26 protein-coding genes are annotated in these 24,227 nt (G+C 58.0%); 24 read left to right on the forward strand and 2 right to left on the reverse strand.

What is annotated here, in order from left to right; translation table 11 throughout:
* The first annotated feature begins 72 nt into the window (after positions 1-72).
* From QWU00_RS13985 to QWU00_RS14055, 15 genes are all read left to right on the forward strand, one after another.
* A complete protein-coding gene (locus QWU00_RS13985) occupies positions 73-1,443 on the forward strand; it encodes a replication-associated recombination protein A (protein ID WP_035380947.1) in 1,371 nt (456 codons plus the stop codon).
* Between the two features lie 10 nt (positions 1,444-1,453).
* Positions 1,454-2,437: an RluA family pseudouridine synthase gene (locus QWU00_RS13990; RefSeq protein ID WP_035380945.1), complete on the forward strand. Its 984-nt coding sequence runs from the start codon at positions 1,454-1,456 to the stop codon at positions 2,435-2,437.
* A 33-nt stretch (positions 2,438-2,470) separates the two neighbouring features.
* The gene (locus tag QWU00_RS13995) at positions 2,471-4,633 is read left to right on the forward strand and encodes an AsmA family protein (protein WP_035380943.1); all 2,163 of its coding nucleotides are present in this window, start codon (positions 2,471-2,473) and stop codon (positions 4,631-4,633) included.
* The gene (locus QWU00_RS14000; protein WP_035380941.1) at positions 4,630-5,379 is read left to right on the forward strand and encodes an ATP12 family chaperone protein; all 750 of its coding nucleotides are present in this window, start codon (positions 4,630-4,632) and stop codon (positions 5,377-5,379) included. The genes QWU00_RS13995 and QWU00_RS14000 overlap by 4 nt, the downstream gene beginning before the upstream one ends.
* A 144-nt stretch (positions 5,380-5,523) precedes the next feature.
* Complete coding sequence (locus QWU00_RS14005) at positions 5,524-5,694, forward strand: hypothetical protein (RefSeq protein WP_156105420.1); 171 nt, start codon at positions 5,524-5,526, stop codon at positions 5,692-5,694.
* Between the two features lie 103 nt (positions 5,695-5,797).
* Positions 5,798-6,313 carry a Spy/CpxP family protein refolding chaperone gene (locus QWU00_RS14010; RefSeq protein WP_035380937.1) on the forward strand — a complete coding sequence of 172 codons (516 nt, stop codon included), beginning with the start codon at positions 5,798-5,800 and terminating at the stop codon, positions 6,311-6,313.
* A gap of 115 nt (positions 6,314-6,428) precedes the next feature.
* The gene (gene ffh / locus QWU00_RS14015; protein WP_035381070.1) at positions 6,429-7,823 is read left to right on the forward strand and encodes a signal recognition particle protein; all 1,395 of its coding nucleotides are present in this window, start codon (positions 6,429-6,431) and stop codon (positions 7,821-7,823) included.
* A 46-nt stretch (positions 7,824-7,869) separates the two neighbouring features.
* Positions 7,870-8,220, forward strand: a complete 351-nt coding sequence (gene rpsP / locus QWU00_RS14020; protein ID WP_006557532.1) for a 30S ribosomal protein S16 — start codon at positions 7,870-7,872, stop codon at positions 8,218-8,220.
* Positions 8,221-8,248: 28 nt separating this feature from the next.
* Positions 8,249-8,791 carry a ribosome maturation factor RimM gene (gene rimM, locus QWU00_RS14025; protein ID WP_035380936.1) on the forward strand — a complete coding sequence of 181 codons (543 nt, stop codon included), beginning with the start codon at positions 8,249-8,251 and terminating at the stop codon, positions 8,789-8,791.
* Complete coding sequence (trmD, locus tag QWU00_RS14030; protein ID WP_035380935.1) at positions 8,788-9,537, forward strand: tRNA (guanosine(37)-N1)-methyltransferase TrmD; 750 nt, start codon at positions 8,788-8,790, stop codon at positions 9,535-9,537. Before rimM ends, trmD begins: the two co-directional genes overlap by 4 nt.
* Positions 9,538-9,551: 14 nt before the next feature.
* On the forward strand, positions 9,552-9,941 hold the full coding sequence (gene rplS / locus QWU00_RS14035) for a 50S ribosomal protein L19 (protein ID WP_006557529.1): 390 nt from the start codon (positions 9,552-9,554) through the stop codon (positions 9,939-9,941).
* A gap of 253 nt (positions 9,942-10,194) precedes the next feature.
* Positions 10,195-11,598: a 3-isopropylmalate dehydratase large subunit gene (gene leuC / locus QWU00_RS14040; protein ID WP_035380934.1), complete on the forward strand. Its 1,404-nt coding sequence runs from the start codon at positions 10,195-10,197 to the stop codon at positions 11,596-11,598.
* Positions 11,598-12,221, forward strand: coding sequence for a 3-isopropylmalate dehydratase small subunit (gene leuD / locus QWU00_RS14045; protein WP_006557527.1), 624 nt, complete (start codon positions 11,598-11,600; stop codon positions 12,219-12,221). The genes leuC and leuD overlap by 1 nt, the downstream gene beginning before the upstream one ends.
* A 17-nt stretch (positions 12,222-12,238) precedes the next feature.
* On the forward strand, positions 12,239-13,357 hold the full coding sequence (gene leuB, locus QWU00_RS14050; RefSeq protein ID WP_035380933.1) for a 3-isopropylmalate dehydrogenase: 1,119 nt from the start codon (positions 12,239-12,241) through the stop codon (positions 13,355-13,357).
* 196 nt (positions 13,358-13,553) lie between these two features.
* A complete protein-coding gene (locus QWU00_RS14055) occupies positions 13,554-15,671 on the forward strand; it encodes a prolyl oligopeptidase family serine peptidase (RefSeq protein WP_231551774.1) in 2,118 nt (705 codons plus the stop codon).
* Between the two features lie 132 nt (positions 15,672-15,803).
* Here the strand turns inward: QWU00_RS14055 and rpsU are convergent, their stop codons facing one another.
* Complete coding sequence (gene rpsU, locus QWU00_RS14060) at positions 15,804-16,007, reverse strand: 30S ribosomal protein S21 (RefSeq protein WP_006557524.1); 204 nt, start codon at positions 16,005-16,007, stop codon at positions 15,804-15,806.
* A gap of 201 nt (positions 16,008-16,208) precedes the next feature.
* Between rpsU and def the strand changes: the two genes are divergently transcribed.
* From def to QWU00_RS14085, 5 genes are read left to right on the forward strand one after another with little or no spacing between them, the layout of a single operon-like run.
* Positions 16,209-16,739 (forward strand): peptide deformylase, encoded by a 531-nt coding sequence (gene def, locus QWU00_RS14065; protein WP_035380931.1) that lies wholly within the window; start codon positions 16,209-16,211, stop codon positions 16,737-16,739.
* Entirely contained in the window at positions 16,736-17,416 is a 681-nt protein-coding gene (locus QWU00_RS14070; RefSeq protein WP_035380929.1) for a ubiquinone biosynthesis protein COQ9, read from the forward strand. Before def ends, QWU00_RS14070 begins: the two co-directional genes overlap by 4 nt.
* Before the next feature lie 21 nt (positions 17,417-17,437).
* Entirely contained in the window at positions 17,438-17,965 is a 528-nt protein-coding gene (locus tag QWU00_RS14075; protein ID WP_035380927.1) for a MarR family winged helix-turn-helix transcriptional regulator, read from the forward strand.
* Positions 17,955-18,689 (forward strand): response regulator, encoded by a 735-nt coding sequence (locus QWU00_RS14080; RefSeq protein ID WP_035380925.1) that lies wholly within the window; start codon positions 17,955-17,957, stop codon positions 18,687-18,689. Before QWU00_RS14075 ends, QWU00_RS14080 begins: the two co-directional genes overlap by 11 nt.
* Before the next feature lie 5 nt (positions 18,690-18,694).
* The gene (locus QWU00_RS14085; protein ID WP_035380923.1) at positions 18,695-20,074 is read left to right on the forward strand and encodes an ATP-binding protein; all 1,380 of its coding nucleotides are present in this window, start codon (positions 18,695-18,697) and stop codon (positions 20,072-20,074) included.
* 150 nt (positions 20,075-20,224) lie between these two features.
* Here QWU00_RS14085 and QWU00_RS14090 read toward each other — a convergent pair whose 3' ends face one another.
* Complete coding sequence (locus tag QWU00_RS14090) at positions 20,225-20,782, reverse strand: outer membrane protein assembly factor BamE (protein ID WP_035380921.1); 558 nt, start codon at positions 20,780-20,782, stop codon at positions 20,225-20,227.
* Positions 20,783-21,063: 281 nt separating this feature from the next.
* Between QWU00_RS14090 and QWU00_RS14095 the strand changes: the two genes are divergently transcribed.
* The 4 genes from QWU00_RS14095 to QWU00_RS14110 all read left to right on the forward strand — a co-directional run bounded on the left by QWU00_RS14095 (position 21,064) and on the right by QWU00_RS14110 (position 24,203).
* Positions 21,064-21,618, forward strand: coding sequence for a YceD family protein (locus tag QWU00_RS14095; protein WP_035380919.1), 555 nt, complete (start codon positions 21,064-21,066; stop codon positions 21,616-21,618).
* Positions 21,619-21,780: 162 nt separating this feature from the next.
* Positions 21,781-21,984 (forward strand): 50S ribosomal protein L32, encoded by a 204-nt coding sequence (rpmF, locus tag QWU00_RS14100; RefSeq protein WP_035380917.1) that lies wholly within the window; start codon positions 21,781-21,783, stop codon positions 21,982-21,984.
* A gap of 81 nt (positions 21,985-22,065) precedes the next feature.
* Entirely contained in the window at positions 22,066-23,172 is a 1,107-nt protein-coding gene (gene plsX, locus QWU00_RS14105; protein ID WP_035380916.1) for a phosphate acyltransferase PlsX, read from the forward strand.
* Between the two features lie 65 nt (positions 23,173-23,237).
* Complete coding sequence (locus QWU00_RS14110; protein ID WP_035380914.1) at positions 23,238-24,203, forward strand: beta-ketoacyl-ACP synthase III; 966 nt, start codon at positions 23,238-23,240, stop codon at positions 24,201-24,203.
* Positions 24,204-24,227: the final 24 nt, after the last annotated feature.

The following is a 24,227-nucleotide window of genomic DNA, read 5'->3' on the forward strand; positions in this document are numbered from 1 at the left end:
TGACAAACTGCGTCGGCTGTTTGCAAAGCAGGGGCAGTAGCGCGGACCAGGACAGAACAAGGCGATAAGGGTATGGCGGCACGGCGGACAACGCCCATGGCGGGAGATCTTTTTGGGGAGGATGCGCCTCCGCCGAATTTTGATGCCGATTCCGCCCATGCCTCGGCACGTCCTGCCCCTAACCAACCGCTGGCGGACAGGCTTCGGCCCAACCGGCTGGAAGATGTGGTGGGGCAGGGCCATTTGCTGGGGCCGGATGGCAGCCTTACCCGCATGCTGGAAAGGGGCTCTCTGGCTAGTCTGATTCTGTGGGGTGGCCCGGGTGTGGGGAAAACCACCATTGCCCGCCTTCTTGCACAGGCGGCTGGTTTGAAGTTTGTGCAGCTTTCAGCCGTGTTTTCCGGCGTGGCAGACCTGAAGAAAGCGTTTGAAAATGCGCGGCGGCAGGCGGAAGCCGGTGGCGGTACACTGTTGTTTGTAGATGAAATTCATCGTTTCAACCGTGCCCAGCAGGACGGGTTTCTGCCTGTGGTGGAAGACGGCACCATTGTGCTGGTCGGGGCGACAACCGAGAATCCGTCTTTTGCGTTGAACTCGGCACTTTTGTCGCGCTGTCAGGTGATGGTGCTGAACCGGCTGGACGATTCCGCTATGGAAGCCCTGCTGGTGCGCGCAGAAGAGGAAACGGGGCGGCCGCTCCCCCTCACGGAAGAAGGGCGCGCCACACTGCGGGCCATGGCGGATGGGGATGGCCGTTATTTGCTGAACATGGTTGAGCAGCTTCTCAGCCTGAAAACGGAACAGCCGCTGGATGCGCAGGCGCTCGCCCGGCTGCTGGCCAAGCGGGCCGTGTTGTATGACCGGGACCGTGAAGAACATTACAATCTGATTTCCGCCCTGCACAAATCTCTGCGCGGGTCAGACCCGGATGCGGCGTTGTACTGGTTCGCCCGGATGCTGGAAGGTGGGGAGGACCCCCGTTATCTGGCTCGCCGGTTGACACGTTTTGCTGCGGAAGATGTTGGCATGGCAGACCCGCACGCCCTGCCGTTGGCTATTGCCGCGTGGGAAACGTACGAACGGCTTGGTTCGCCGGAGGGAGAACTGGCGCTGGCCCAGCTTGTGGTGCATCTGGCCACGGCCCCCAAATCAAACGCCGTCTATAAAGCTTATGGTGCGGTGCGCCGTGCCGCCAAGGCGACAGGTAGCCTGATGCCGCCGGCCCATATTCTGAATGCGCCCACACGGCTGATGCAGGATATCGGCTACGGCAAGGGGTATGAATATGATCATGACGCGGAAGAAGGCTTCTCCGGCCAGAATTATTTTCCGGACGGGATGAAGCGCCAGACCTTCTATAATCCTACCGGCAGGGGGTATGAACGGGAGGTCCGACACCGGCTTGAAACATGGGCCCGCTTGCGGGATCGGCGTCAGTCGTGAATATCGTGCCATGAGTGTTGTGATTCTGACCGTAAGCGAGGACGAGGCGGACATTCGCCTTGATCGCTATTTCCGCCGCCATTACCCGCATTTAACGCAGGGCGCGCTCCAGAAACTGTGCCGTACAGGGCAGATTCGGGTGGAGGGCAAACGTGTGGAGGCCTCTACGCGCCTGCAACCGGGGCAGTCCGTGCGGGTGCCGCCTATCCCCAAGGCTGTTAAACCAGCGCCAGATACGCCCCGTCAGCTTGATGAACGGCTGGTGCGTGAAATCAAGGGTATGGTCCTGTATCAGGACAAGCAGGTGATTGTGCTGAACAAACCTGCCGGTCTGGCTGTGCAGGGTGGCCCCGGCATTACCAAGCATGTGGATATGATGCTGGATGGCCTGCGGGCGGAAGCGGATGACCCGCGCCCCCGGCTTGTGCATCGGATCGACAGGGATACCTCTGGCCTGTTGCTGCTGGCCCGGACTCCGGGTGTGGCCGCAAAGCTGGCGGAGGCGTTCCGTGGGCGGGATGTAAAAAAAACCTATTGGGCCGTCGTGGTCGGCCGTCCTGATCCGCTGGCTGGTGAAATTGATCAGCCTCTCGCCCGGCTGGGTGCGGGTGCCAATGCTATTATGGTGGCGGCAGACCGCAAGGATGAGGATGCGCAATATGCGCGCTCCACGTACGAGGTGGTGGATGCCGCGGCCCGGAAGTTCTCGTGGCTGGCTCTTTCGCCGCTCACGGGCCGTACGCATCAGTTGCGCGTTCATTGCGAGTCCCTTGGCACGCCCATTCTGGGTGACCCGAAATATGGCGGTGCAATCGCGCATGTGGACGGGTTCAAGGATCAGCTTCATCTGCATGCCCGTGAACTGGACATGCCGCACCCTGCGGGAGGACGCCTGGTGGTCACAGCCGAATTGCCGCCGCATATGCGTGAGACCTTCCGTGCTCTGGGCTTTACGCCGGGTTCAACGCCCAAGCCTGTTCGCCGGGGCGGGTAAAGGGGCAGGGCTTCGCTATCAGGAGAGACGTCTATGCGGCTGAAATGGAAGCTGGGTCTGCTGGCCGGTGCTGCTGTGCTTCTGGTGGGGGGCGGCAGCGTTGTGTCCTCCATGCAGGATGCAAACTGGATGCGTGTCAGGCTGACCGAGGCAGTAGAAGCCCGGACGGGCCGCCATCTGGCCATTGACCATCTGCATGTCTGGATTTTGCCATTCCCTTGGGTGGAAGCCCGAGGTGTTCGGTTTTCCGGCGTGGAAGAGGGCGGGCCGGATATGCTCACCGCAGGCGAAATCCGTGCCCGGCTGGCGCTCATGCCGCTCTTTCATCATCGGATCGTGCTGAATGATGTAAGCATTATTGAGCCGCATATTTCTGTGCGGCGTTTGATGGATGGCCGGGCTGACTGGCATTTTACCCCCAGACCCGAGACCGCGCAGGAGACAACACCCGGCAAGCCGTCTTCCGGTTCCATGCACTGGAATCTGGGCGTGACAGGTGTGCATATCACCAAGGCTGATGTGCAATGGCAGGATATGCTGCGGCATCGGTCCGGGTGGTTACCCCTTGATGTGGTTCGGGCCCGCAATCTTGAGGGCAGCAAGCCCGAGTTCGAGGTCAAGGCAAGCAAGGGCAAGGGGCAGTTCCTGCTGACCGCCCAAACAGGCCAGTTTCTGCCTGATGCAGCGCAGACTCTGCCAGTGCAGGCCAGAATGACCTTTACTGTGGATGGACATCCTGCCGGGCTTGCGCATCTGGATGGCACCATTGCCGACCCTGATGGAAAGCGGGCCTACACGCTGAACTTTGGCAGTTCAGTGGGGCAGCTTCAAACGCTGGAAACCTTCTTCCCGCACGCCGCGCTGCCAGACGGACAGAATATCTCCATTGATGCCATAATTGGTGGTCAGGGCGATCAGCCGCAGGTGCAGGGGCTGCATGTGCGCACGGGGCCGGTTGATGCCAGCCGTCTTGTGCCGGGGGCTGCGATCAGCCGCATGACCCTGGATGCCACCCGTCCGGAAGACCGGCTGGCCGTGCTGGTCGATGGCAAGTTGGGCGCACAGGCGCTGGGCCTGCGGGGCACGGTTGGCACACTGGCGCAGATCACGGCGCTGGCGCTCAACCCAGAGCAGACCGATATGCCTGCGGATCTGATGATCATGGATGGGGCCTCCAGCCTTCGGGTGGCAGGCACCTTGGGCGGAGGTCGGTCCACGTTGGATGGCCACGGTGTGCTTGATCATCTGGCGTTGGGAGATGGCCGCCCCACCGTGGAAAATCTGAAGGTAGACGGCCATGTAGAGGCTGCCAACACCCTGGCGCTGGTGCACGAGCATGACGTGCAACAGGTTATCCGTGGGGTGACGGCGGCAGTGGATGTGCAGGCCCCGCAGGTGGTGTGGCGGGGGCTGACATGGACCCAGGTTTCCGCCCATGTCACCGTGCAGAGCGGCAAACTGACGGCGGACCCGATCAAGGCAGAAGGCTCTGGCGTTCAGCAGTCAGGCCGATTTGCCTATGATGCGTCTGGCGCTGTGCCGCAGGTTGATATGGCGGCGCACCCGGTGGTGTTGCCGGTTGAATTTGTGCAGGAATGGACTGGCGCCCCCGCGCTTCTGCAAGGCGCGATGACAGTGGTGGGGGCTGTATCTGTTCAGGGAACAGATGCCTCTACCCAGCGCCGGACAATTACGGGGCACATCGGCGCATCTGTTGTAGATGGCAGCATTGGTGGCCCGGCGTTGCGCACGCTTCTGGGGCCTAATGTGCCGCTTAAAGGAAAAATGCCCGTGCGCTGCTTTGGCACCCACATGCAGGTGGGTGATGGGGTGGCCCGAGTGGATATGCTGGGGTTGGAGAGTGATTTTCTCTCTCTGCATGGCCACGGGACTGTGGGGTTGGAAAATCAGGCGCTTGATCTGCATCTCTCGCCCCGCGTGGCGCTGGGGGGCGCATCCGCCGCGTCTGACGTGCGGGTGACAGGTACATTTGCCGCCCCCGTGCCGCAGATGGAACCCACTTATGGCGGCCGTTATGGCATCAATATCGGTGGGGATGATGGCGGCGGGGATAATTGCCCGGCCCTGCTTTCCTCCGCACGGGAAGGGGGCACAGGCCCGGCGCCTTCTGCGCCAAAGGCGGGGAAGGAAGGGAAGGTCATGAACATGTTGCGCGGGCTGGGGTTGTTCAAGTGAGTGAAAATGCAAAGGCCGTAGCAGCATCGGCTGGGCGCAAGCGCTTCTGGAAGCAGGCCAGTGTGGTGCCCGATGGGGCAGGCTATGCCGTGCAGCTTGACGGCAGGCCCGTAAGGTTGCCGGAGCGCACGCCGCTGCGGGTAGCAAGCCGGGCGCTGGCAGATGCGCTGGCAGAGGAATGGCAGGCAGCAGGTAAGGAAGCGGGGGGGCTCTTTCGGCCGGAAGATCTGCCGCTTACCGGTATCGTGGGGTCCATGCTTGAACGTATTCCCGCCCAACGGGAAGGGGTGGTGGAAAGCCTGCTCGCATACGCCGGAAGTGATCTGCTGTGCTATCGGGCCGAAAACTGGTCCGATCTGGCGCGGTTGCAGAAGGAGCAATGGACGCCGTGGCTGGACTGGTGCTGCAAGCGGTTTGATGCACCGCTTGAGGTTTCCGAGGGCATCATGCCCATCGCTCAGCCGGCAGAAACATTTAATGCACTGCGGCGCGTGCTTGAGCAGGCAACGCCAGCACAGCTTGCTGCGTTAAGTGTAGCCGTGCCGGCACTTGGCAGCCTTGTGCTGGGTCTGGCGTTGGTAGAACAGCAGGCCGATCCGGAAACACTGGTGGCATGCGCAACGCTTGATGAGCGTGCGCAGATGCAACGGTGGGGAGAAGATACGGAAATAACGGACCGTATCGCAGCGTTGGTGCGTGAAGTGTCAGATGCAGCCCGGTTTCTGGCGTTGTCGCGCCAGAACTAACGGGGCAAAGCAGAGAGGCTTCGGCAATTTGTCGGTATTGCCATGAATTTGCCGCGGTGTGTTTCTAGATCGCATTAGGTCATGCAGCAGGAAGAATGAACGACCTGCAACTATGCTGTCATGTTGCCAGATAAGGAGAACGTGATGCGATCTGACTCTGATACAGACGATATGCTACGCCAGCGTATGTCATCATCCGGTGGAAAAGCGCGCGTGCAGGCGCGTGCCGCTCATCTTTTTGCAACCTGCGCCATGGGATCATGGTTTCTGCTTGGTATTATCCCGATAGTGGTTATTCTTTATTCCATGACGTAAAAAGCCTTTTGCTGGTTTATGATCGCTCGGCAAAGGGTATGCGCAGAAGAATAGGCCTGCGGATGCGTGACGAACGGGATTTTCAGGAAAGGTTTGCAACCAGATGTCATACAAAAATGGATTTCTCGCTGCGGCTGCCGTGACAGGGCTTCTCTGCGCCGTGCTGCCTGCCTCCGCCAATGCCCGGCCGCCCCATCCGCCCAAGGGCGCTCATGGTGGATCTTCGTTGTGGAGCGCGCAGGGTGGTCCTGACATGCTGGAAGGGATCAGCCTGACCAAGCAGCAGCGCAAGCAGATCGACGCCATTCTGAGCGATGCGCACGATCAGGATCAGACGGATAGTATCCGTAATGACATGGGGAAGCTCCATGAGCAGATCCAGGATCAGTTGACAACGCCGGGCCCGATCAACAAGGACCAGATCAACACCCTGCTTCAGCAGCAGGCCTCTTTGCGGGCCCAGCAGGAAGCCCGCCATCTTGATGTGGCCGAGCGTATTCATGATGTGCTGACAGATGATCAGCTTGCGCAGATCAAGGCCCGTCAGACCAAAATCCGGGATCTGATGGAGCAGTTGCGGGAAGTGCAGCATCCGGAACCGACTGACGCCAGCAAGTAACAGACAGAAGTTTCTTGACTCATGGGAAGGGGTGGCTTAACCCCTTCCCCAATTCAGGACCGCCACCCCGCGAGTGTTCGCGCAGTGGCGCGTTTTCTTATGGGGTGGTACGCTATTGTTCGAGGCTCTCTCAGGCAGGCTTTCCGGAGTTTTTGATGGACTCGCCAAACGTGGCGCGCTGTCAGAAGCTGACGTTATGGAGGCAATGCGCGAGGTCCGTCTGGCTATGCTGGACGCAGACGTTGCGCTGCCTGTGGTCAAGGACTTCGTCAACAAGGTTAAAGAGCGTGCAGTGGGTGCGGAGGTGCTGGAAAGCATTTCTCCCGGCCAGGCCGTTGCCAAGATTGTCAATGATGCCCTGATTGATGCGCTGGGCGGCGCTGGTGCCGTCCCGCTCAATCTGAATGCCGTGCCGCCTGTGCCCATTCTGATGGTGGGTTTGCAGGGCTCTGGTAAAACCACCACATCCGGCAAGATCGCGCTGCGTCTGAAAACGCGTGAACGCAAGAAAGTGCTTCTGGCCTCTCTTGATACGCAGCGTCCTGCCGCGCAGTTGCAGTTGGCGCAGTTGGCAGAGCAGGCCGGTGTGCCGTCTCTGCCGATTGTCGCGGGCCAGACTCCGGTTGAAATTGCGCATCGCGCGTTGGATACCGCCCGGCGGGAAGGGTTTGACGTTGTCATTCTCGACACCGCGGGCCGTCTGTCCATTGATGAAGCGCTGATGGAAGAAGTGCGGCAGGTTCGCGCTGTAACCCATCCTGCCGAAACGCTGCTGGTTGTGGATGCCATGACCGGGCAGGATGCCGTGAACACCGCCAAGGCCTTTAACGAGGCTGTTGGCGTGACCGGCGTTGTCATGACCCGTATGGATGGTGATGCGCGCGGTGGTGCCGCCCTGTCCATGAAGGCCATTACCGGCGCGCCAATCAAGCTGACTGGCTCTGGCGAAAAGCTGGATGCGCTGGAAGAATTCCACCCCGAACGTGTTGCCGGCCGTATCCTTGGTCTGGGTGACATCGCCGGGTTGGTGGAAAAAGCGGCTGATACGCTGGATCATGAAGAAGGCGAACGCCTGGCCAAGAAGATGATGGCCGGCAAGTTCGATCTTGATGACTATGCGTCCCAGATCCGGCAGATCAACAAGCTGGGGTCTATCTCCGGTATTGTTGGCATGCTGCCTGGAATGGGAAAGCTGAAAGAGGCGCTGGGGGACAAGGATCTGGATACGTCCGTCCTTAAAAAGCACCTCGCCATTATTTCATCCATGACCAAGGGCGAGCGGAAGAAGCCTGCTATTATCAAGGCATCCCGCAAGAAGCGTATTGCCGCCGGGTCTGGAACCACGGTTCAGGAAGTCAACAAGCTGCTCAAGCAGTTTGATATGATGTCCGACATGATGAAGCGCTTTAACAAGCTGGGCGTGAAAGGTCTCATGCGCCAGGGAATGTCCGCGCTCATGCCTAAAGGAATGGGAGGAGGGCCGCCGGGTGGTGGCCGTCCCTTCCGCTAAGCGGCCTGTTTCTCTTTCAAGTTTTTCTGGGTTTGGAGTGATCTGAATGAGTGTTAAAATTCGTCTTGCCCGCGCAGGTGCAAAAAAGCGTCCGTACTACCACATTGTTGTGGCAGACAGCCGTTCCCCGCGTGATGGCCGTTTTATTGAAAAGGTTGGCGCGTACAACCCGATGCTGCCGTCTGACCACGCAGATCGCGTGCGTCTGGTGAACGAACGCATCACGCATTGGCTGTCTCAGGGCGCACAGCCCACGGACCGTGTGGCCCGCTTCCTGGGTAATGCTGGTCTGGCTCCGAAGCCTGCTTATGCAGAACAGCCCAAGCAGTCTGCGCCGAAGAAGAAGGCCCAGGCTCGCGCAGAAGCTGCTGCCAAAGCTGCTGAAGCCGCTGCCTGAGTCTGAAAAGCACTGAGCAGACCGGATCATGCGTCCTGACCTTATCCTGATAGGCGTTGTAGGAAGACCCCATGGTGTGCGCGGCCTTGTGCGCGTGCACAGCTATGCGGATGATCCTGCAGCACTTGAGGGGTTCAAGGCTCTGGTGGATGATCAAGGCCGTAACTGGTCTTTGCGGTGGCGTGGGGCTGATGGTGTGGCGGAACTGCGTGATGCGCAGGGGCAGGCACTGGCGGACCGTACGGCAGCGCAAGGGGTGGTGAACACGCGTCTTTACGTTCCGCGCGATGCTCTGCCCGAGCCGGAAGAGGAAGAATTCTACCATGCTGATCTGATTGGCATGGAGGCACGGGAAAACGGACAGTCTCTGGGGCGGGTGGTCATGGTGCATGACTACGGTGCTGGAGCCAGTCTGGAGCTTGCCGGGGGGATGCTGGTTCCGTTTACGCGGGCCTGCGTGCCGGAGATTGATCAGGCTAACCGTGTTCTGACCGTTATCCGCCCTGTAGAGGTTGCGGGTGAGGAAGGACGTGGGGTCGGTAGCCCTAAAATGCCGGAGCCTTCAGCGTGAGCTGGCAGGCAACAATCCTGACACTGTTTCCGGAAATGTTTCCGGGGCCGTTGGGGTTGTCTCTGGCCGGAAAGGCGCTGGGTGGTGGTGTGTGGTCATGCCAGACGCATGATCTGCGCCAGCATGGTCTGGGGCGGCATCGTGCTGTTGATGATACGCCGTTTGGTGGTGGAGCAGGCATGGTGATCCGGGCGGATGTGGTTGATGCCGCACTGTCTGCCATTCAGGCTCCGGAAGGTGCGCCGCGCGTGTTTTTGACGCCCCGTGGCCGCCCTCTGCGTCAGCAGGACGTCAGTCGTTACGCGCAGGGGCCCGGTGTGGTGTTGCTGTGCGGGCGGTTTGAAGGCGTGGACGAGCGTGTGCTTGAAGCTCGGGGTATCGAACAGGTCTCCATCGGAGACTATGTTCTTTCCGGGGGTGAGACGGCTGCTCTGGTGTTGCTGGACGCATGTGTCCGGCTGTTGCCCGGTGTTATGGGAAGTGATGAAAGCGGCGTGGAGGAAAGTTTTTCCGACGGGCTGCTGGAATATCCCCATTACACCCGCCCTGCATCATGGGACGGGCGAGACGTGCCGGAAGTCCTGCTCTCTGGTAATCATGCGGCAATCGCGGCATGGCGGCAGAAACAGGCTGAAGAAATAACGCGGGAAAGACGGCCGGACCTGTGGTCTGCCTGGCTGGATCGCAGGGAAAGAAATGAGGCTGCTGCCGGAAGGTCCGGACAGTCAGGCCGAACTGGGGTTTGAGGAAGGATACGGATATGAACATTATTCAGCAGTATGAAGCTGCCGAAATCGCGCGTCTGACAGCTCAGCGCGCCGTGCCGGAATTTGCTGCGGGTGACACCGTTCGCGTTTCCGTTCGCGTTGTTGAAGGTGAACGCCAGCGTCTGCAGGCTTTTGAAGGTGTGGTGATTGCCCGCTCCAACAAGGGTCTGAACAGCAACTTCACCGTGCGCAAGATCTCCAATGGTGAAGGTGTGGAACGTGTGTTCCCGCTGTATGCGCCGACCATTGCTGAAATCAAGGTTGTGCGTCGCGGTAAAGTGCGTCGCGCGAAGCTGTACTACCTGCGTGGCCGTAGCGGTAAGTCTGCCCGTATTGCTGAACGTCCGCGTGACGTTGTGGCACCGGCTGCTGCTGCCAACTAAAAAACAGGCTGACCAGCCTGCGGGCTGGTCTGACTTTTCAAAACCCGGTCGGGCCTGTGCCCGCCGGGTCTTTGCGATGCTGAGAAGATGAAGGCGCGGTTCTTTTCGTCTGTCAGATAGCTGTTTTGCCTTCCGTCCAGCATGCCGCGTCATGGCTGGATGAACACCGCAGAAGCATAAGCCTTGCTCTGCTGGTTGTGGTATTGCAGATGCCTCTGCGCGAATCCGCACTGTTTCACGAAAGGGGAGGGCCATGGCGCCGCGTACGTTGTTCGACAAGATCTGGGACCACCATGTTGTCGAGACTCTGCCGGATGGTACCTCTATCCTTTATATTGATCGTCACCTCCTCCATGAAGTGACAAGCCCGCAGGCGTTTGAAGGCCTGCGTCTTGCTGGCCGCCGTCTGCGTCACCCGGAAATGACAGTTGCCGTTGTAGACCACAACGTGCCGACATCTGACCGCACGCAGCCGATTGAAGAGCCGGAAAGCCGCAATCAGATTGAAACGCTGGAACGGAACGTCAAGGAATTTGGCGTGCCGTATATTCCGCTGCTGTCCGCCAATCAGGGCATTGTGCATGTGGTCGGGCCGGAGCAGGGCATTTCCCTGCCGGGCATGACCATTGTGTGTGGGGACTCTCATACCTCAACCCACGGCGCCATGGGGGCGTTGGCCTTCGGGATCGGTACGTCTGAAGTTGAGCATGTCATGGCCACGCAGACCATTCTGCAGCGTCCCGCCAAGAACATGCGCGTGACTGTGGAAGGAACGCTGGGGACCGGGGTTTCCGCCAAGGACGTCATGCTGGCCATTATCGGGCATATCGGCACGGCTGGCGGCACCGGGCATGTGATCGAGTTTGCCGGGTCTGCCATCCGTGGGCTGGATATGGCTGGCCGTATGACCATCTGCAACATGTCCATCGAGGCAGGGGCACGTGCTGGTCTGGTTGCGCCTGATGATGTGACGTTCGAATATGTGCGCGGTCGTCCGTTTGCCCCCAAAGGGGACGATTTTGAAAAGGCCGTGGCGTATTGGCGCACGCTTTCTTCTGATGAAGGCGCGCATTTTGATACGGAAGTGACGCTGCGGGCGGAAGATATCGCACCCAGCCTGACATGGGGCACCAGCCCGGAAACCGTGCTGCCCATTACCGCCACTGTGCCTGACCCTGCTCAGGAACCAGACGAAGCCAAGCGTGTGCAGATGCAACGCATGCTGGACTATATGGGGCTGGAAGCTGGGCAGAAAATTGCCGGAACACCGGTTGACGTTGTTTTCATCGGCTCCTGCACCAACAGCCGGATTGAAGACCTGCGCGCAGCCGCTGAAGTGGCCGCAGGCCGCAAGGTGGCAGACGGTGTGCGGGCCATGATTGTGCCCGGCTCTGGTCTGGTGAAGCGGCAGGCGGAAGAGGAAGGTCTGGACAAGATCTTCCTTGATGCCGGGTTTGAATGGCGTGAGGCAGGATGCTCCATGTGTCTGGGTATGAACCCTGACCGGCTGACGCCGGGCCAGCGGTGTGCCTCCACCTCCAACCGTAATTTTGAAGGGCGTCAGGGGCCCGGTGGGCGGACGCATCTGCTCTCTCCCGCCATGGCCGCGGCCGCGGCTGTTACAGGCTGCCTGACGGATGTAAGGGAGCTGGCATAATGGATAAGTTCACGGTTCTGTCTGCTGTGGCTGCGGCACTGCCGGAAGCCAATATTGATACAGACAAGATCATCCCGGCCCGCTTCCTGAAAACCACGCGCCGCACGGGCCTTGGCAAACATGCGTTTGACAGCATGCGTTACCTGCCGGATGGCTCTGAAAATCCTGATTTTGTGCTGAACAAGCAGCCGTGGCGTCAGGCTGAAATTCTTGTCACGTATGACAATCTGGGTTGTGGTTCTTCACGCGAGCATGCGCCGTGGGCTCTGCTTGATTTTGGTATCCGTTGCGTTATTGCGCCCTCTTTCGCGGACATCTTTTTCAACAACTGCTTCAAGAACGGCATTCTGCCCATCCGTCTGCCGCGTGAGGTGTGTGATGCGCTGATGGCGGATGCCGCCATGGGCAGCAATGCAAAGCTGACGGTTGATCTGCCGCGTCAGGTTGTTATCCGTCCCGATGGGCAGGAAGTGCCGTTTGAGATTGATCCGTTCCGCAAGCATATGTTGCTGGAGGGGCTGGATGATATTGGTCAGACGCTTAAACATGAGGGTGAGATTGAAACCTTTGAAAGCAGCGTAGCCAAGGAACTGCCCTGGATGCCCAAAATTTCCTTCGATTGATGAGCTTGGAGAACCCCATGACTGCTCAGCCAGCCAAAAAGCTGCTTGTTCTGCCCGGAGACGGGATTGGCCCGGAAGTAATGCGCGAAGTCGGGCGCATCATCACATGGCTGGAAGAAAAGCGGGGGCTCTCTTTCGAGATTACAGAAGATCTGGTGGGTGGGGCTTCTCTGGCCGAATATGGTGAGCCCATCCGTGATGAAGTGATTGAAAAGGCACGCGCTGCGGATGCCGTGCTGTTCGGTTCCGTGGGGGATCCGCGCTGGAACCATGTGGGTTTTGAAAAGCGCCCAGAACTGGCCATCCTCAAGCTGCGTCAGGAACTGGCCCTGTTTGCCAACCTGCGCCCCGCCAAGGTGTTTGATGCTCTGGTGGACGCCAGCACCCTCAAACCCGATGTGGTGCGCGGGCTGGATATCATGATCGTGCGTGAAACCGTGGGGGGTATTTACTTCGGTAACCCGCGCGGGATTGAAACCCTGCCTGATGGCAGCAAGCGTGGGATCAATACGGAAGTTTATACCACATCAGAAATTGAGCGCGTCGCCCGTGTAGCCTTTGATCTGGCCCGCAAGCGCTCTGGCCGTGTCTGTTCCGTTGAAAAATGCAACGTGATGGAAAGCGGCCTGTTGTGGAAAGAGGTTGTGACAGACCTGCATGCGCGTGAATATCAGGATGTGGAGCTTTCCCACATGCTTGCCGATAACTGCGCCATGCAGTTGGTGCGTAACCCGCGCCAGTTTGATGTGATTGTTACCGGCAACCTGTTTGGGGATCTGCTGTCTGATCTGGCTTCCATGCTAACCGGCAGCCTGGGCATGCTGCCCTCCGCCACGCTGGGCGCGCCGGGCGCTAATGGCAAAACACCCGCACTGTATGAACCCATCCATGGCAGTGCGCCGGATATTGCCGGGCAGGGCATTGCCAACCCGATTGCGCAGATCCTCTCCTTCGCCATGCTGCTGCGTTATTCCTTTGATCTGCAGGAAGAAGGGCAGTTGATTGAAGATGCTGTCTCCAACGTACTGGCCAGCGGCCTGCGTACGGCGGACATCATGAGCGAAGGTATGGCCCGCGTTGGCACGTCCGTTATGGGTGAAGCCATTGTGCGTGAACTGGACAAGTTCCAGAAATAAAAGCGTTTGCTTTCCAGATATCACTCTGGAAGCATGAAAAAACGGAAGGATAAAATGCCTTCCGTTTTCTATTCTCCCCTTTTTGTGTCATGGCCACAAGGAGGGTGCAGAACGGGAAGGCCAAGACAAATTGTCTTCTTTCCGATACAAAATAAAACCCGTTGAAATGTGACAGTAGAATAAGAGGACAGTCTTGATGCGTCTTGGACGTTGGATACTGACATGCGCGGCATCAGCGCTTGTTATGGCAGGGGCAGCAAGTCACGGGGTTGCTCAAACTGACGGGATGGGAAAAGACGCCTCTTTTCTGAATGACATTCACGGAGCAAAAGCGCTGGCCTGGGTCAGGGGGCAGAACCATCATACAACGTCAACTCTTGAAAAAGACAAGCGTTATCAAGGGTTCTATAAAAATACGCTATCAGTTCTTCAGGCGTCAGACCGCCTTGCCATGCCGGAGATTCTGGGCGGAGATATCTGGAATTTCTGGCAGGACGCACATCATCCTCATGGATTGTGGCGGATGACCAATCGGTCTTCCTATCTGACAAAGCAGCCAAAATGGCAGACCCGGTTGGATGTGGATGCTCTGGCAGCCAAGGAGCACATGAACTGGGTTTTCGAAGGGGCAGACTGCCTTGCCCCGGAAGATGAGCATTGTCTGGTAACGCTCTCTAACGGGGGCGAGGATGCCAACACCCTGCGCGAGTTCAATACCAAGACAGGGCAGTTTGTGCCCAACGGCTTTGTTTTTTCACGTTCTAAGCAGACGGCGGCGTGGGTTGATCAGGATACGATCCTGCTGGCGCGGGATTGGGATGGTAAAGGCACGACCCTCACGCCATCCGGTTATCCGTTTGTTGTGAAGAAGATGGTGCGCGGTGGCCCAGAAGGGCAGGCGGTTGAACTGTACCGGGGTGAGAAATCAGACATGATTGTCTCCCCCATGGTGCTGACGGACGGAGACGGCCATAAGCTGGTGCTTATTCAGAGGAATGTAACCTTTTTTGAAACCCATTACGCGGTCGTTGAAGGGGACAAACTGCGCTGGCTGGACATACCCGCCAAAAGTGAAATTCATGGTCTCCTGAAGGGGCGCCTTGTTTTGTCCGTTCAGGAAGACTGGCATCCTCAGGGCTTGCCCGTGGTGCCAGAGGGCAGTTTGGTCTCCATAGACCCGGCAGCGCCGGAGAGCGGTGTGGAAGTTATTTTTACCCCCGGGCCGTCCCAATCGATTGATGAAGTGGGGGTGACCAAAAATACGGTTCTGGTCAGTCTGTTTGATAACGTGCGCGGTCGCGCCATGCGCTTTACGGAAATGCAGCCGGGGCGTCCATGGAATGGTGAGGCGCTGGATCTGCCAGACATGACCTCCATTCATATTGTGACGACAGATCATGCCTCAGATACTGCGTATCTGAGCGTGGAGGGGTATCTTGAGCCCCAACAACTCTGGCTGGTGGACGAGACAACAGCTCCCCGTAAGGTGAAGGCAGCACCTGCGCGCTTCAATACGGCGGGCCTGACCACGGAACAGTTCTGGGCGAAGTCCACAGATGGAACACGTATTCCTTATTTTGTGGTGCACAGAAAGAACATGAAACTGAATGGGGCCAACCCCACGCTGCTGACAGCATATGGTGGTTTTCAGGTGTCTTATACGCCCACCTATGCGCCGGAAATCGGCAAGCTGTGGCTGGAGCGCGGCGGTGTGTATGTTGTCGCCAATATCCGTGGCGGGGGGGAGTTTGGACCTGCTTGGCATGAAGCTGGCCGTAAATCAGGCAGACAGAGCGTTTATGATGATTTTGCCGCAGTGGGGCAGGATCTGGTTTCACGGAAAATAACCACGCCGCGTCACCTCGGTATTCGGGGGCGTTCTAATGGTGGTTTGCTGGCGGGTGTACAGATGGTGCAGCATCCGGATATGTGGAACGCGGTGATTATTGGTGTGCCGCTTCTGGACATGGAACATTTTGAAACCATGTCCGCCGGGGCATCGTGGGCGGATGAATATGGGTCCATGTCCGTTCCTGCTGAGGCAGCTTTTCTTAAAAAGATATCACCCGTGCAGCATCTCAAGGCTGAGGTGACTTACCCCACACCATTTATTTTTACGGCCACGAGTGATGACAGGGTGGGGCCGGTTCATGCCCGCCGGTTTGCGGCGCGGCTGGAAGCTCTGGGCAAGCCGTTCTTCTATTATGAAGATATTGAGGGCGGTCATTCCGGTACAGTCAATGCGCCGGAAGTGGCCCATGAGCGTGCGTTGGAAGCCGTCTATCTGTCTCATCGGCTGATGGATGCACACTGAATGATCTGACAACCGGCCCCTGTCTTCCAAGGGGCCGGTTTGAGACAGTGGGGCAGAGAGGGTTTGCTCCCTAAAGAAAAGGCCGGGCACCTTGCGGTGCACCGGCCTTTTTCTGGCGTATGAAGCGGAAGCTTAGAAGCCTTCGCGTTCCAGACGCTTGCGTTCCATTTTGCGAGCGCGGCGCACGGCCTCAGCAGACTCACGGGCTTTACGCTCGGACGGCTTTTCAAAATGACGACGCAGCTTCATTTCACGGAAGATCCCTTCGCGCTGCATTTTCTTTTTGAGTGCCTTGAGAGCCTGATCGACATTGTTGTCACGGACGAGAACGTGCACTTGGCCACTAACCCCTGTTTCAGAAAACCCGGATAACCCCGGTTTTGAAGTGATATGAAAAAAGAACCGATCCAGCACCAGCGCGCTGCCGATTCCTCTATTGGCGGCGTCTATAGCACGGGCTGATGCAAAGACACAATTCGTTCTTGCTTCTTGCCAACAAACTCTTGTGACACAGTTCTTTCAGAAAGGGAGTGTGGAATGGCTGTACTGAAAATTGCCCGGATGGGGCATCCTGTGTTGCTGAAAAAGGCGGAGGAGGTGGAAGATGGCACCGCGCCAGATATTCAGCGCCTTATTGATGATATGATAGAAACATTGGCTGATGCTGGCGGTGTAGGGCTGGCCGCGCCACAAGTTCATGTTTCGAAAAGGCTTTTTCTCTATTCTGTTCCGGAAAGTCGGAGCGAAGGAGTGGACGATCCTGCCCTGGATGTGCAGGTGATCATCAATCCTGAGCTTGAACCGGTGGATGAAGAGATGATTCCGCGGTTTGAAGGATGCCTGTCCATTCCCGGATGGCGGGGCGAAGTGCCGCGTTACAAGCGGGTCCGCTATGCTGGTTACGACAGAACAGGAAATCGCGTGGAGGGTGTGGCCTCCGGATTCCGGGCGCATGTCATGCAGCATGAAATGGACCATCTGAACGGGATTCTCTATCCCATGCGGATGACGGATCTTGGCAAGTTGGGTTTTGAGGCCGAAATGGCGCGATATGGAGTGCGGGCATGAGCGGAGTGGGCATAAAGGTACAGCAGGCAATTTCTCTGGCTGTGGCAGGGCTCGCTGCAGGAAGTATGCCTGCGGCAATAGAGCGGGACCCTGTGCGAGACGCAGCCTTGAAAAAGCTGGCCTCTGTTGCGGGAGAGCGGGGCTGGAGTGTGGCGGTGCTACGCGACGTTGCCGGACCTGAAGCTGACCTGTTTTTCCCAGGTGGCCCTGTCGAAATGGTCGAAGCATGGTCTGACCTGTGTGATCGGGAGATGATGACGGCCATGGCGGAGACGGAAGAGCCCCGCCTGAGCCAGCGTGTCAAACAGGCGCTTTTGATTCGGTTGCCCGTTGACCCCGCCATGCGGAGTGGGGCGAGAAAGGGGTTTGGCGTTCTGGCTGCTCCTTGCGGTCGTGGCGCACTGCGTCGCTCCCTGATGCGCACAGTGAACGCCATCTGGCAGGCTGCGCAGGACGACTCGTCCGGCATGACCTACATGACCAAGCGTTTCACTCTGGGCGCGGTTTATGGTGCCACGCTTCTTTATTGGCTTTCCCGTGGGCAGAATGAAGCCGATCTGGCGGCCTTTGTGGAGAGACGTCTGGCGGGTGTGTTGCGGCTGGGCCACCTGAAGACACGCCTGAGTGGCGGCCATAAAGCTGCCAGACACGCAGAGCCTTATGCTGCCTCAGCCTGATGTGAGAGCGGGAATAACAGGATGAGCGGGTATCGCCCGAATGATGATGCCGGGGCAGGGCTGCTCTTTCTGCGTGAAGAGCAGATTCGGTTGGCACAGACCATGATGCTGTTGGCAGGGCGGGACATGGCGGAAGCCATGGAGCCGATTCTGGCGGAGCGGTCTCTGGGGCGGGCGCATTATCGGGTGTTGCAGGTGCTGGCTTTTAGCCCCGGTCTTTCTGTCAGCCGTCTGCAGGAGATTCTTGGCGTGACCAAGCAAAGCCTCGGGCGCACGCTGGGGGAGTTGACCGAACGGGGATATCTGGAAAGCGAGTCCTGCATGCGAGACCGGCGGCAGAGGCTTTTAAGGCTGAGCAAAGAAGGCCAGAGTGTTGAGGCGTGTTTGTTTGCCGTGGTGCGGCACCGGCTGGTTGCTGCGTATCGGGAAGCTGGTGGTGCTGCGGTGGAAGGGTTTCGCCGTGTGATGTGGGGCATGCTCTCTGAAAGCAGCCGCACATTGGTGGCTGAGGATGCCGCCGGACGAAAGAAGGGACGCCATGGTTCATAATCTGCGCGATGATATCATGCAGGAAGAAGGAATGGCGCCGCATGTGATTGTTGTGGATGATGATCCGCGACTGCGACGTTTGCTCCAACGTTACCTGTCCGAGCATGGATTTCGGATCAGCGTGGCGGCCAGTGCAGCAGAGGCACGCCAGGCGTTGGGGGGAATTCAGCCGGATGCCATGGTGTTGGACGTGACAATGCCGGGAGAAAACGGGCTCGAACTCACGCGGGCCTTGCGCGATACAGGGCAGGAATTTCCCATCCTGCTGCTGACAGCACGAGGTGAGCCGGCAGACCGTATTTCCGGGCTTGAAGCCGGTGCGGATGATTATTTGGGAAAGCCGTTTGAGCCTCGGGAACTTCTTTTGCGGCTCAAGGCGCATTTGCGGCGTCTGGCACCTGCGCCCGCCACCGATAATCTGCGGATTATCCGGCTGGGTGAACTGGAGTTTGATCCGGTGCGGGCGCTGCTTTCCGGCCCGGAAGGAAACATTCATCTCACGGGGGGAGAGGCTGCTCTGCTGTCCGTGCTTGCGCGCCGTCCCAACGAGGTTTTTACGCGAGACGAAATTGCCAGAGCACTTGATATGGCTGAAATTGGCGAACGGGCTGTAGATGTGCAGGTCACCCGTTTGCGTCGCCGTATCGAACCAGACCCACGTGAACCGCGCTTTCTGCATACCATTCGTGGGCGTGGCTATGTGTTGAAACCGGGTGTGCAATAAGGCTGATGAGCCGGAGAGCGCTCAGGCTGTTTCCGTCACGGATATGGAAATCCCGTCGGGTGGAGAAATCCATGCGGCGGGTTCTACCGCGTTCCCTGCTTGGCCGGTCGCTCCTGATTGTGTTCATTCCGCTGCTGGTAACGCAGGCAATTTCTCTGGAGCTGTTTTACGGAAACTTTCTCAAGGTTGTATCGCGCCGTCTGTCAGACAGTGTGAGTTCCGAAATTGTGCTTTCGCTCAATGCGTTGGAGCGGTTGCACAAACAAAGCGACAAGGAATGGTTTGTCGAACAGGCGCGTGACCACCTGCAACTGGTGGAAACCTGGCACGCGGGAGCCAAGCTGCGACGCATTGGTTTCAATCACGTACTGGGCCCGATGGATGAGGATCTGGCTCATGCGCTGGAAAGCGCCATCGACCATCCATTTTTTGTGAATTGGCGGAGTGATCCTCATACCGTGAAAATTTCCATCCAACTGAGTGATGGGGTGCTTGAGGTGGAAGCGCCCCGCAAACGGCTGGATATGGGGCAGATCTGGCTGTTTGTGGCATGGGCTTTAGGCAGTTCTCTGTTGCTGTTTATCATTGCCAGCCTGTTCATGCGTAATCAGGTGCGGGCTATCAGGCGGCTGGCGCATGCGGCCGAACAATTTGGTCTGGGACGGGATATCGGGCCCATCAAACCGGAAGGGGCGCAGGAAGTGCGTAAGGCTTCTGTAGCCTTCAACCGCATGCAGGACCGGATCTTCCGATTTGTGTCTCAACGGACAGGCGTTCTGGCTGGTGTATCGCACGATCTGCGCACACCGTTGACGCGCATTCGTCTCTCATTGGCCATGATGCCACGCACAGGGGTGGTGAAGGCGGAAGATCTGCGCGGGGATGTGGATGACATGATCGGTGATGTGGTTGAAATGGAACACATGATCGACAGTTATCTGGCGTTCGCACGCGGCGAGGGCGCTGAAACACCTCTGATGGTGGAATTTGCACCGTTTGTGGAAGACGTTGTGGCGGCGGCGCGGAGAGCGGGGGCACGGGTGCGGGCGGTGAGCGTGCAGAAAGGGCTGCACGTCATGATACGTCCGGACGCAGTGAGGCGTGCATTAACCAACCTGCTGGATAATGCACGCAGGCATGGCGGTGCGATAACAATAACAGCGCGCTCTGTAGCGGAAGGGGCGTGTATTCTGGTGGATGATGATGGTCCGGGCATCAGTCCGGAGCGGCGCGAAGCGGTTTTCCGGGCCTTTGAAAGCGGCCGGGGGGGCGGCACAGGTTTGGGCCTGACCATCTCCCGTGACATTGTCCGCGCCCATGGTGGAGAGATGGAACTGGATGTCTCCCCTTCAGGCGGATTGCGCGTGCGCATTCTCTTGCCATAAAAGGTGCAGGGTATTTTGAGAGGCTGGGTGCTGACGGCTGAATAGGTCAGGCGTTCAGATTCACCGCTTTTGGAACTTCAGAATAATCCGGTAGCATGGAGTTCTGTTTAGGAGAGCCCAAAAGACTCTCCTGTTAAACAGCCACTACTCTTAAAGCGTATTGCCGGAGCCAAAGTGGCCGGGGCCACTGTTGTTGCCCATCATGCCGTTGCCGGATGTGCTGCCGCCGCCCATCATGTTCTGCATAGGGTTGTAACGGCCCACGTTACCCAGAATCTGCTGAAGGATGTTAATGCTGGTGCCCGGGGTTGGCGTTACCTGGCTGATCATCGCCACGGGGCGCGCATCCCGGCGGCTGAGGGTCCGCAGGCTTTCCAATGTACCGTTGCCACCAAACTTGAGAACAACAACCTGCTGTTTCTTGATGCCCGGAAAATCTATGGGGCGCAGATAGGTGGCCATGGAAATATAAATCCATGTGTTGTCGTCAAAGGCCCCCTTGGTCGTGGCGGAGCCGAGAAGATCGACCGCATCAGCCCGTGTGCTCGTGCCGGGAATAAGCTGATTGTAGTCATCAGCTTCAATCAGGGAGCCACGGGGGATAGGGGTGGGGCGGAACACATTGCAGCCAGAAAGAACGCACAGGGCTGCCAATAACCCGCACTTTGCGCGGACATTGGCAATTTTTCTTGAGCGTTGCGGCATCATGTCAGTAAAGCACCCCGGTTTGTGCAGTCACTCTAACGTGTCGAGACAAAAAAAGACAGGGCTGCCCACACGCAGGCACCTGCTTCTGTCGGATGCCCGAACAGGCGGAGGGCGTCAATTCCTGAATTCCATCATAGGGGTGTTTTACAGGAAAGCCCATGTTCCGCCCTTACGGAACGCAGGCTTTGTGATAGGGCTGTCAGTGTCTGTTCCCTGCAAATACAGCGGTGGCAGCGTGTTTGAATTAAACATCAGAGATGTCTTTGTTTCAGGAGGCTCCCATGGCCGCTAAACCGGAATTTTCCCGCCTGACGGCCGTACGCCGAATCGCGCCGGGAGGGCTGGATGTGACTGTTGAGGCAACACCTGAGGAATGCGAGCAGATTGCCGTGCGCCTCGGGTTGCCTGAAGTCAGCATGGTGCGGTGCAAATATCACCTGACCGCTACGGGGCGGGACTGCGTTACCGCGCACGGCGCACTGGCAGCCCGGTTCAAGCAGACCTGTGTAGTTACCCTTGAACCGTTTGAGGATGTTCTGGCGGGATCTTTTGTGGTGCAGTTTGTGCCTGCTGAAGATTTTGAAGAAAGTGCCGAGCCTGATCTGGAAGCGATTGATGAAATTCCTTATGAAGGAGACTCCATTGATCTTGGAGAAGCGGCTGTAGAGCAGTTTGCTCTGGATCTGGAGCCTTATCCTCATGCGCCGGATGCAGTTTTGCCCCCCGGACTTGTGATGACCGAGGAAGAGGCGGAGAAACGGGCGCAGGAAGAGGCGCGTGCCAGAGGAAACACGCCATTTTCCGCGCTTGAACAGTTGCGCCGTAAAGATAGCTGACCTGTTGGGGGCGGATTTCTTGCAGTGTTGCTTGCGAAAGGGGCAGCTCTCTGCTAGAGCCCGCCCTCAATCTGGTGATTAACCTGTTTTGTCTTGCTGGCGGCATGGCCTGAGTGTTGTGGCGCCGGTGGTCTTTAGATCTGTTTGGAGGGGCTCGGGCCCATGGCTGTACCCAAAAGAAAAACCTCGCCTTCACGTCGTGGCATGCGTCGCAGCCATGAAGCCCTGCGTGTGGAGGCCTATGCTGAATGCTCCAACTGTGGTGAGCTGAAGCGTCCGCACAACATTTGCAGCCACTGTGGTCATTATGATGGCCGTGAAGTGATTGCTGCGGGCAAAGCGCTGAAAGTCGCTGTGCGCGCCTGAAAATGAAAGTGCTCGTCTCTCCCTGAGGAGAGAGAGCACAATGCGGGGGTAAGGCATCTGCAGCATGGCAGAGAAGCAGGCATGAGCAAGAAAGAGAGTCCAGATATTTCCATTTCAGAACAGAGTGAGGTGTTCAGCCTTGCTGTTGATGGAATGGGAGGCGATGGAGCTCCTGATGTGGTTGTCGCTGGGCTTGCTATAGCTGCTGATCGTCATCCCGGCATGCGGGTGCTGCTGACAGGAGATGAAGCAAAGCTTCGTCCACTTTTGGCCAAGCACCCCAAGGCTGAGTCCATCTGCACCATCTGGCATACGGATGAGGCCGTGCCGATGGACATGAAGCCAACCGCCGCCCTGCGCGTGCGGAAATCTTCCATGCGTCTTGGCATGGATGCTGTGGCAAGCGGTCGGGCCAGAGGCGTTGTTTCCGCTGGTAACAGCGGGGCCATGCTGGCATTGGCCAAGATTGTGGTCAAAACCATGCCCGGCATTTCCCGTCCTGCCATGGCGGCCATCAGCCCCACAATCAAAGGCGACGTGGTCATGCTTGACCTCGGTGCCAATGTGGCGTGCGACTGGCGTAATCTGGTGGAATTTGCGGTGATGGGGGAAGCCTTTGCAAAGGCTGTTCTTGGTCTTCCCGCTCCACGGATCGGTCTCCTCAATATCGGTTCAGAGGAACTTAAAGGCGACGAGAAGCTGCGTATCGCTTCTGAAGTCCTGCGGGAAAGCCCGCTGGCGTCCCAGTTCCATGGCTTTATTGAAGGCCACGATATTACAGCCGGCACTACAGATGTTGTGGTGACGGACGGCTTTACAGGAAATGTCGCGCTGAAAACGGGGGAAGGGGTGCTGAAAATGGCAACCTCCCTTCTGCGCCAGGTTTTCAGCCGCGGTATTGTCGCCAAGATTGGTTATCTTCTGGTTCGGCCCGGCCTTGAGCGGATGAAAGAGTGGCTTGATCCCCGCCGCTATAACGGAGCCGTGTTTGTTGGTCTGAACGGCGTGGTTGTAAAATCCCACGGCGGCACGGATGCGGAAGGCTTTGCTGCCGCAGTTGATGTTGCCATGGATATGGTCACCCACGGCTTCAATGATGGTATTCGCGAGCGTCTGACCCATATGGGGGCGCTTCTATCCCACCAGCAGGCTTCCATGGAACGTGAACCCGCCGTGACGGCGTCCTGACAGGATAGAATAGCACAGCATTGATGCCCGTGTGGTAGCCGGTGCTGGATAATGAAAGAGCAGAGATGGCGAGACGTTCGCTTCTGGTAGGGTTTGGTGGGTTCCTGCCAGACCGTGTCGTGACTAACGATGAACTGGCAGCCCAGCTTGATACATCCGATGACTGGATCAAAACCCGCACTGGCATAACCCGGCGTCATATTGCGGGGCCGAATGATACGGCAACCAGTATGGGGGCTCAGGCGGCCCGTCGTGCTCTGGATTATGCAGGCCTGACTCCGGCAGATATTGATGCGGTCATTGTTGGAACGTCCACGCCTGATCAGGCTTTCCCGGCTACGGCGGTCAGAATTCAGGCCGAACTGGGCATGCAGCAGGGATTCGGGTTTGACCTCGCAGCGGCCTGCTCTGGATTTATTTTTGCTCTTTCAACAGCAGATGCGTTTATACGCAGCGGCCAGGCCCGCAATGTACTGGTGATTGGCAGCGAGGTTTATTCCCGTATTGTCGATTGGTCAGACCGCGGAACGTGTGTGCTGTTTGGCGATGGTGCTGGGGCAGTCGTTTTGTCTGGCACTGATGAGCCTGGTGAGGCTGGTCTCCTTTCTACCCATCTGCATTCTGATGGGACGGCAGGTGATCTGTTGTATGTGGACGGCGCCGTAGGCCGCCGGGAAATGAGCGGGCATCTGAAAATGAGCGGGCGGGATGTGTTTCGTCACGCCGTGGCCAAGCTTTCTTCTTCCGTGGACGAAGCATTGAAAGCCGAAGGGCTGGAATATGGCGATGTCTCCTGGTTGGTGCCGCATCAGGCCAATATCCGTATCATCGAAGGGGTGGCCAAAAAGCTGAACCTTCCGCCAGAACGGGTGGTGATCACGGTTGACCGTCACGCCAATACGTCCGCAGCCTCGATTCCGCTGGCGCTGGACGAAGCCGTAAGGGACGGGCGTATCCAGAAAGGCGATCTGGTGTTGATGGAAGCCTTGGGTGGCGGCCTCACATGGGGGTCTGCTCTGGCTCGTTTCTAGTTTTTGATCAGGGAAGGAGGAGTC

Origin of the sequence: Acetobacter tropicalis, assembly GCF_030644465.1 — a bacterium.
In the GTDB taxonomy this organism is placed as follows: domain Bacteria; phylum Pseudomonadota; class Alphaproteobacteria; order Acetobacterales; family Acetobacteraceae; genus Acetobacter; species Acetobacter tropicalis.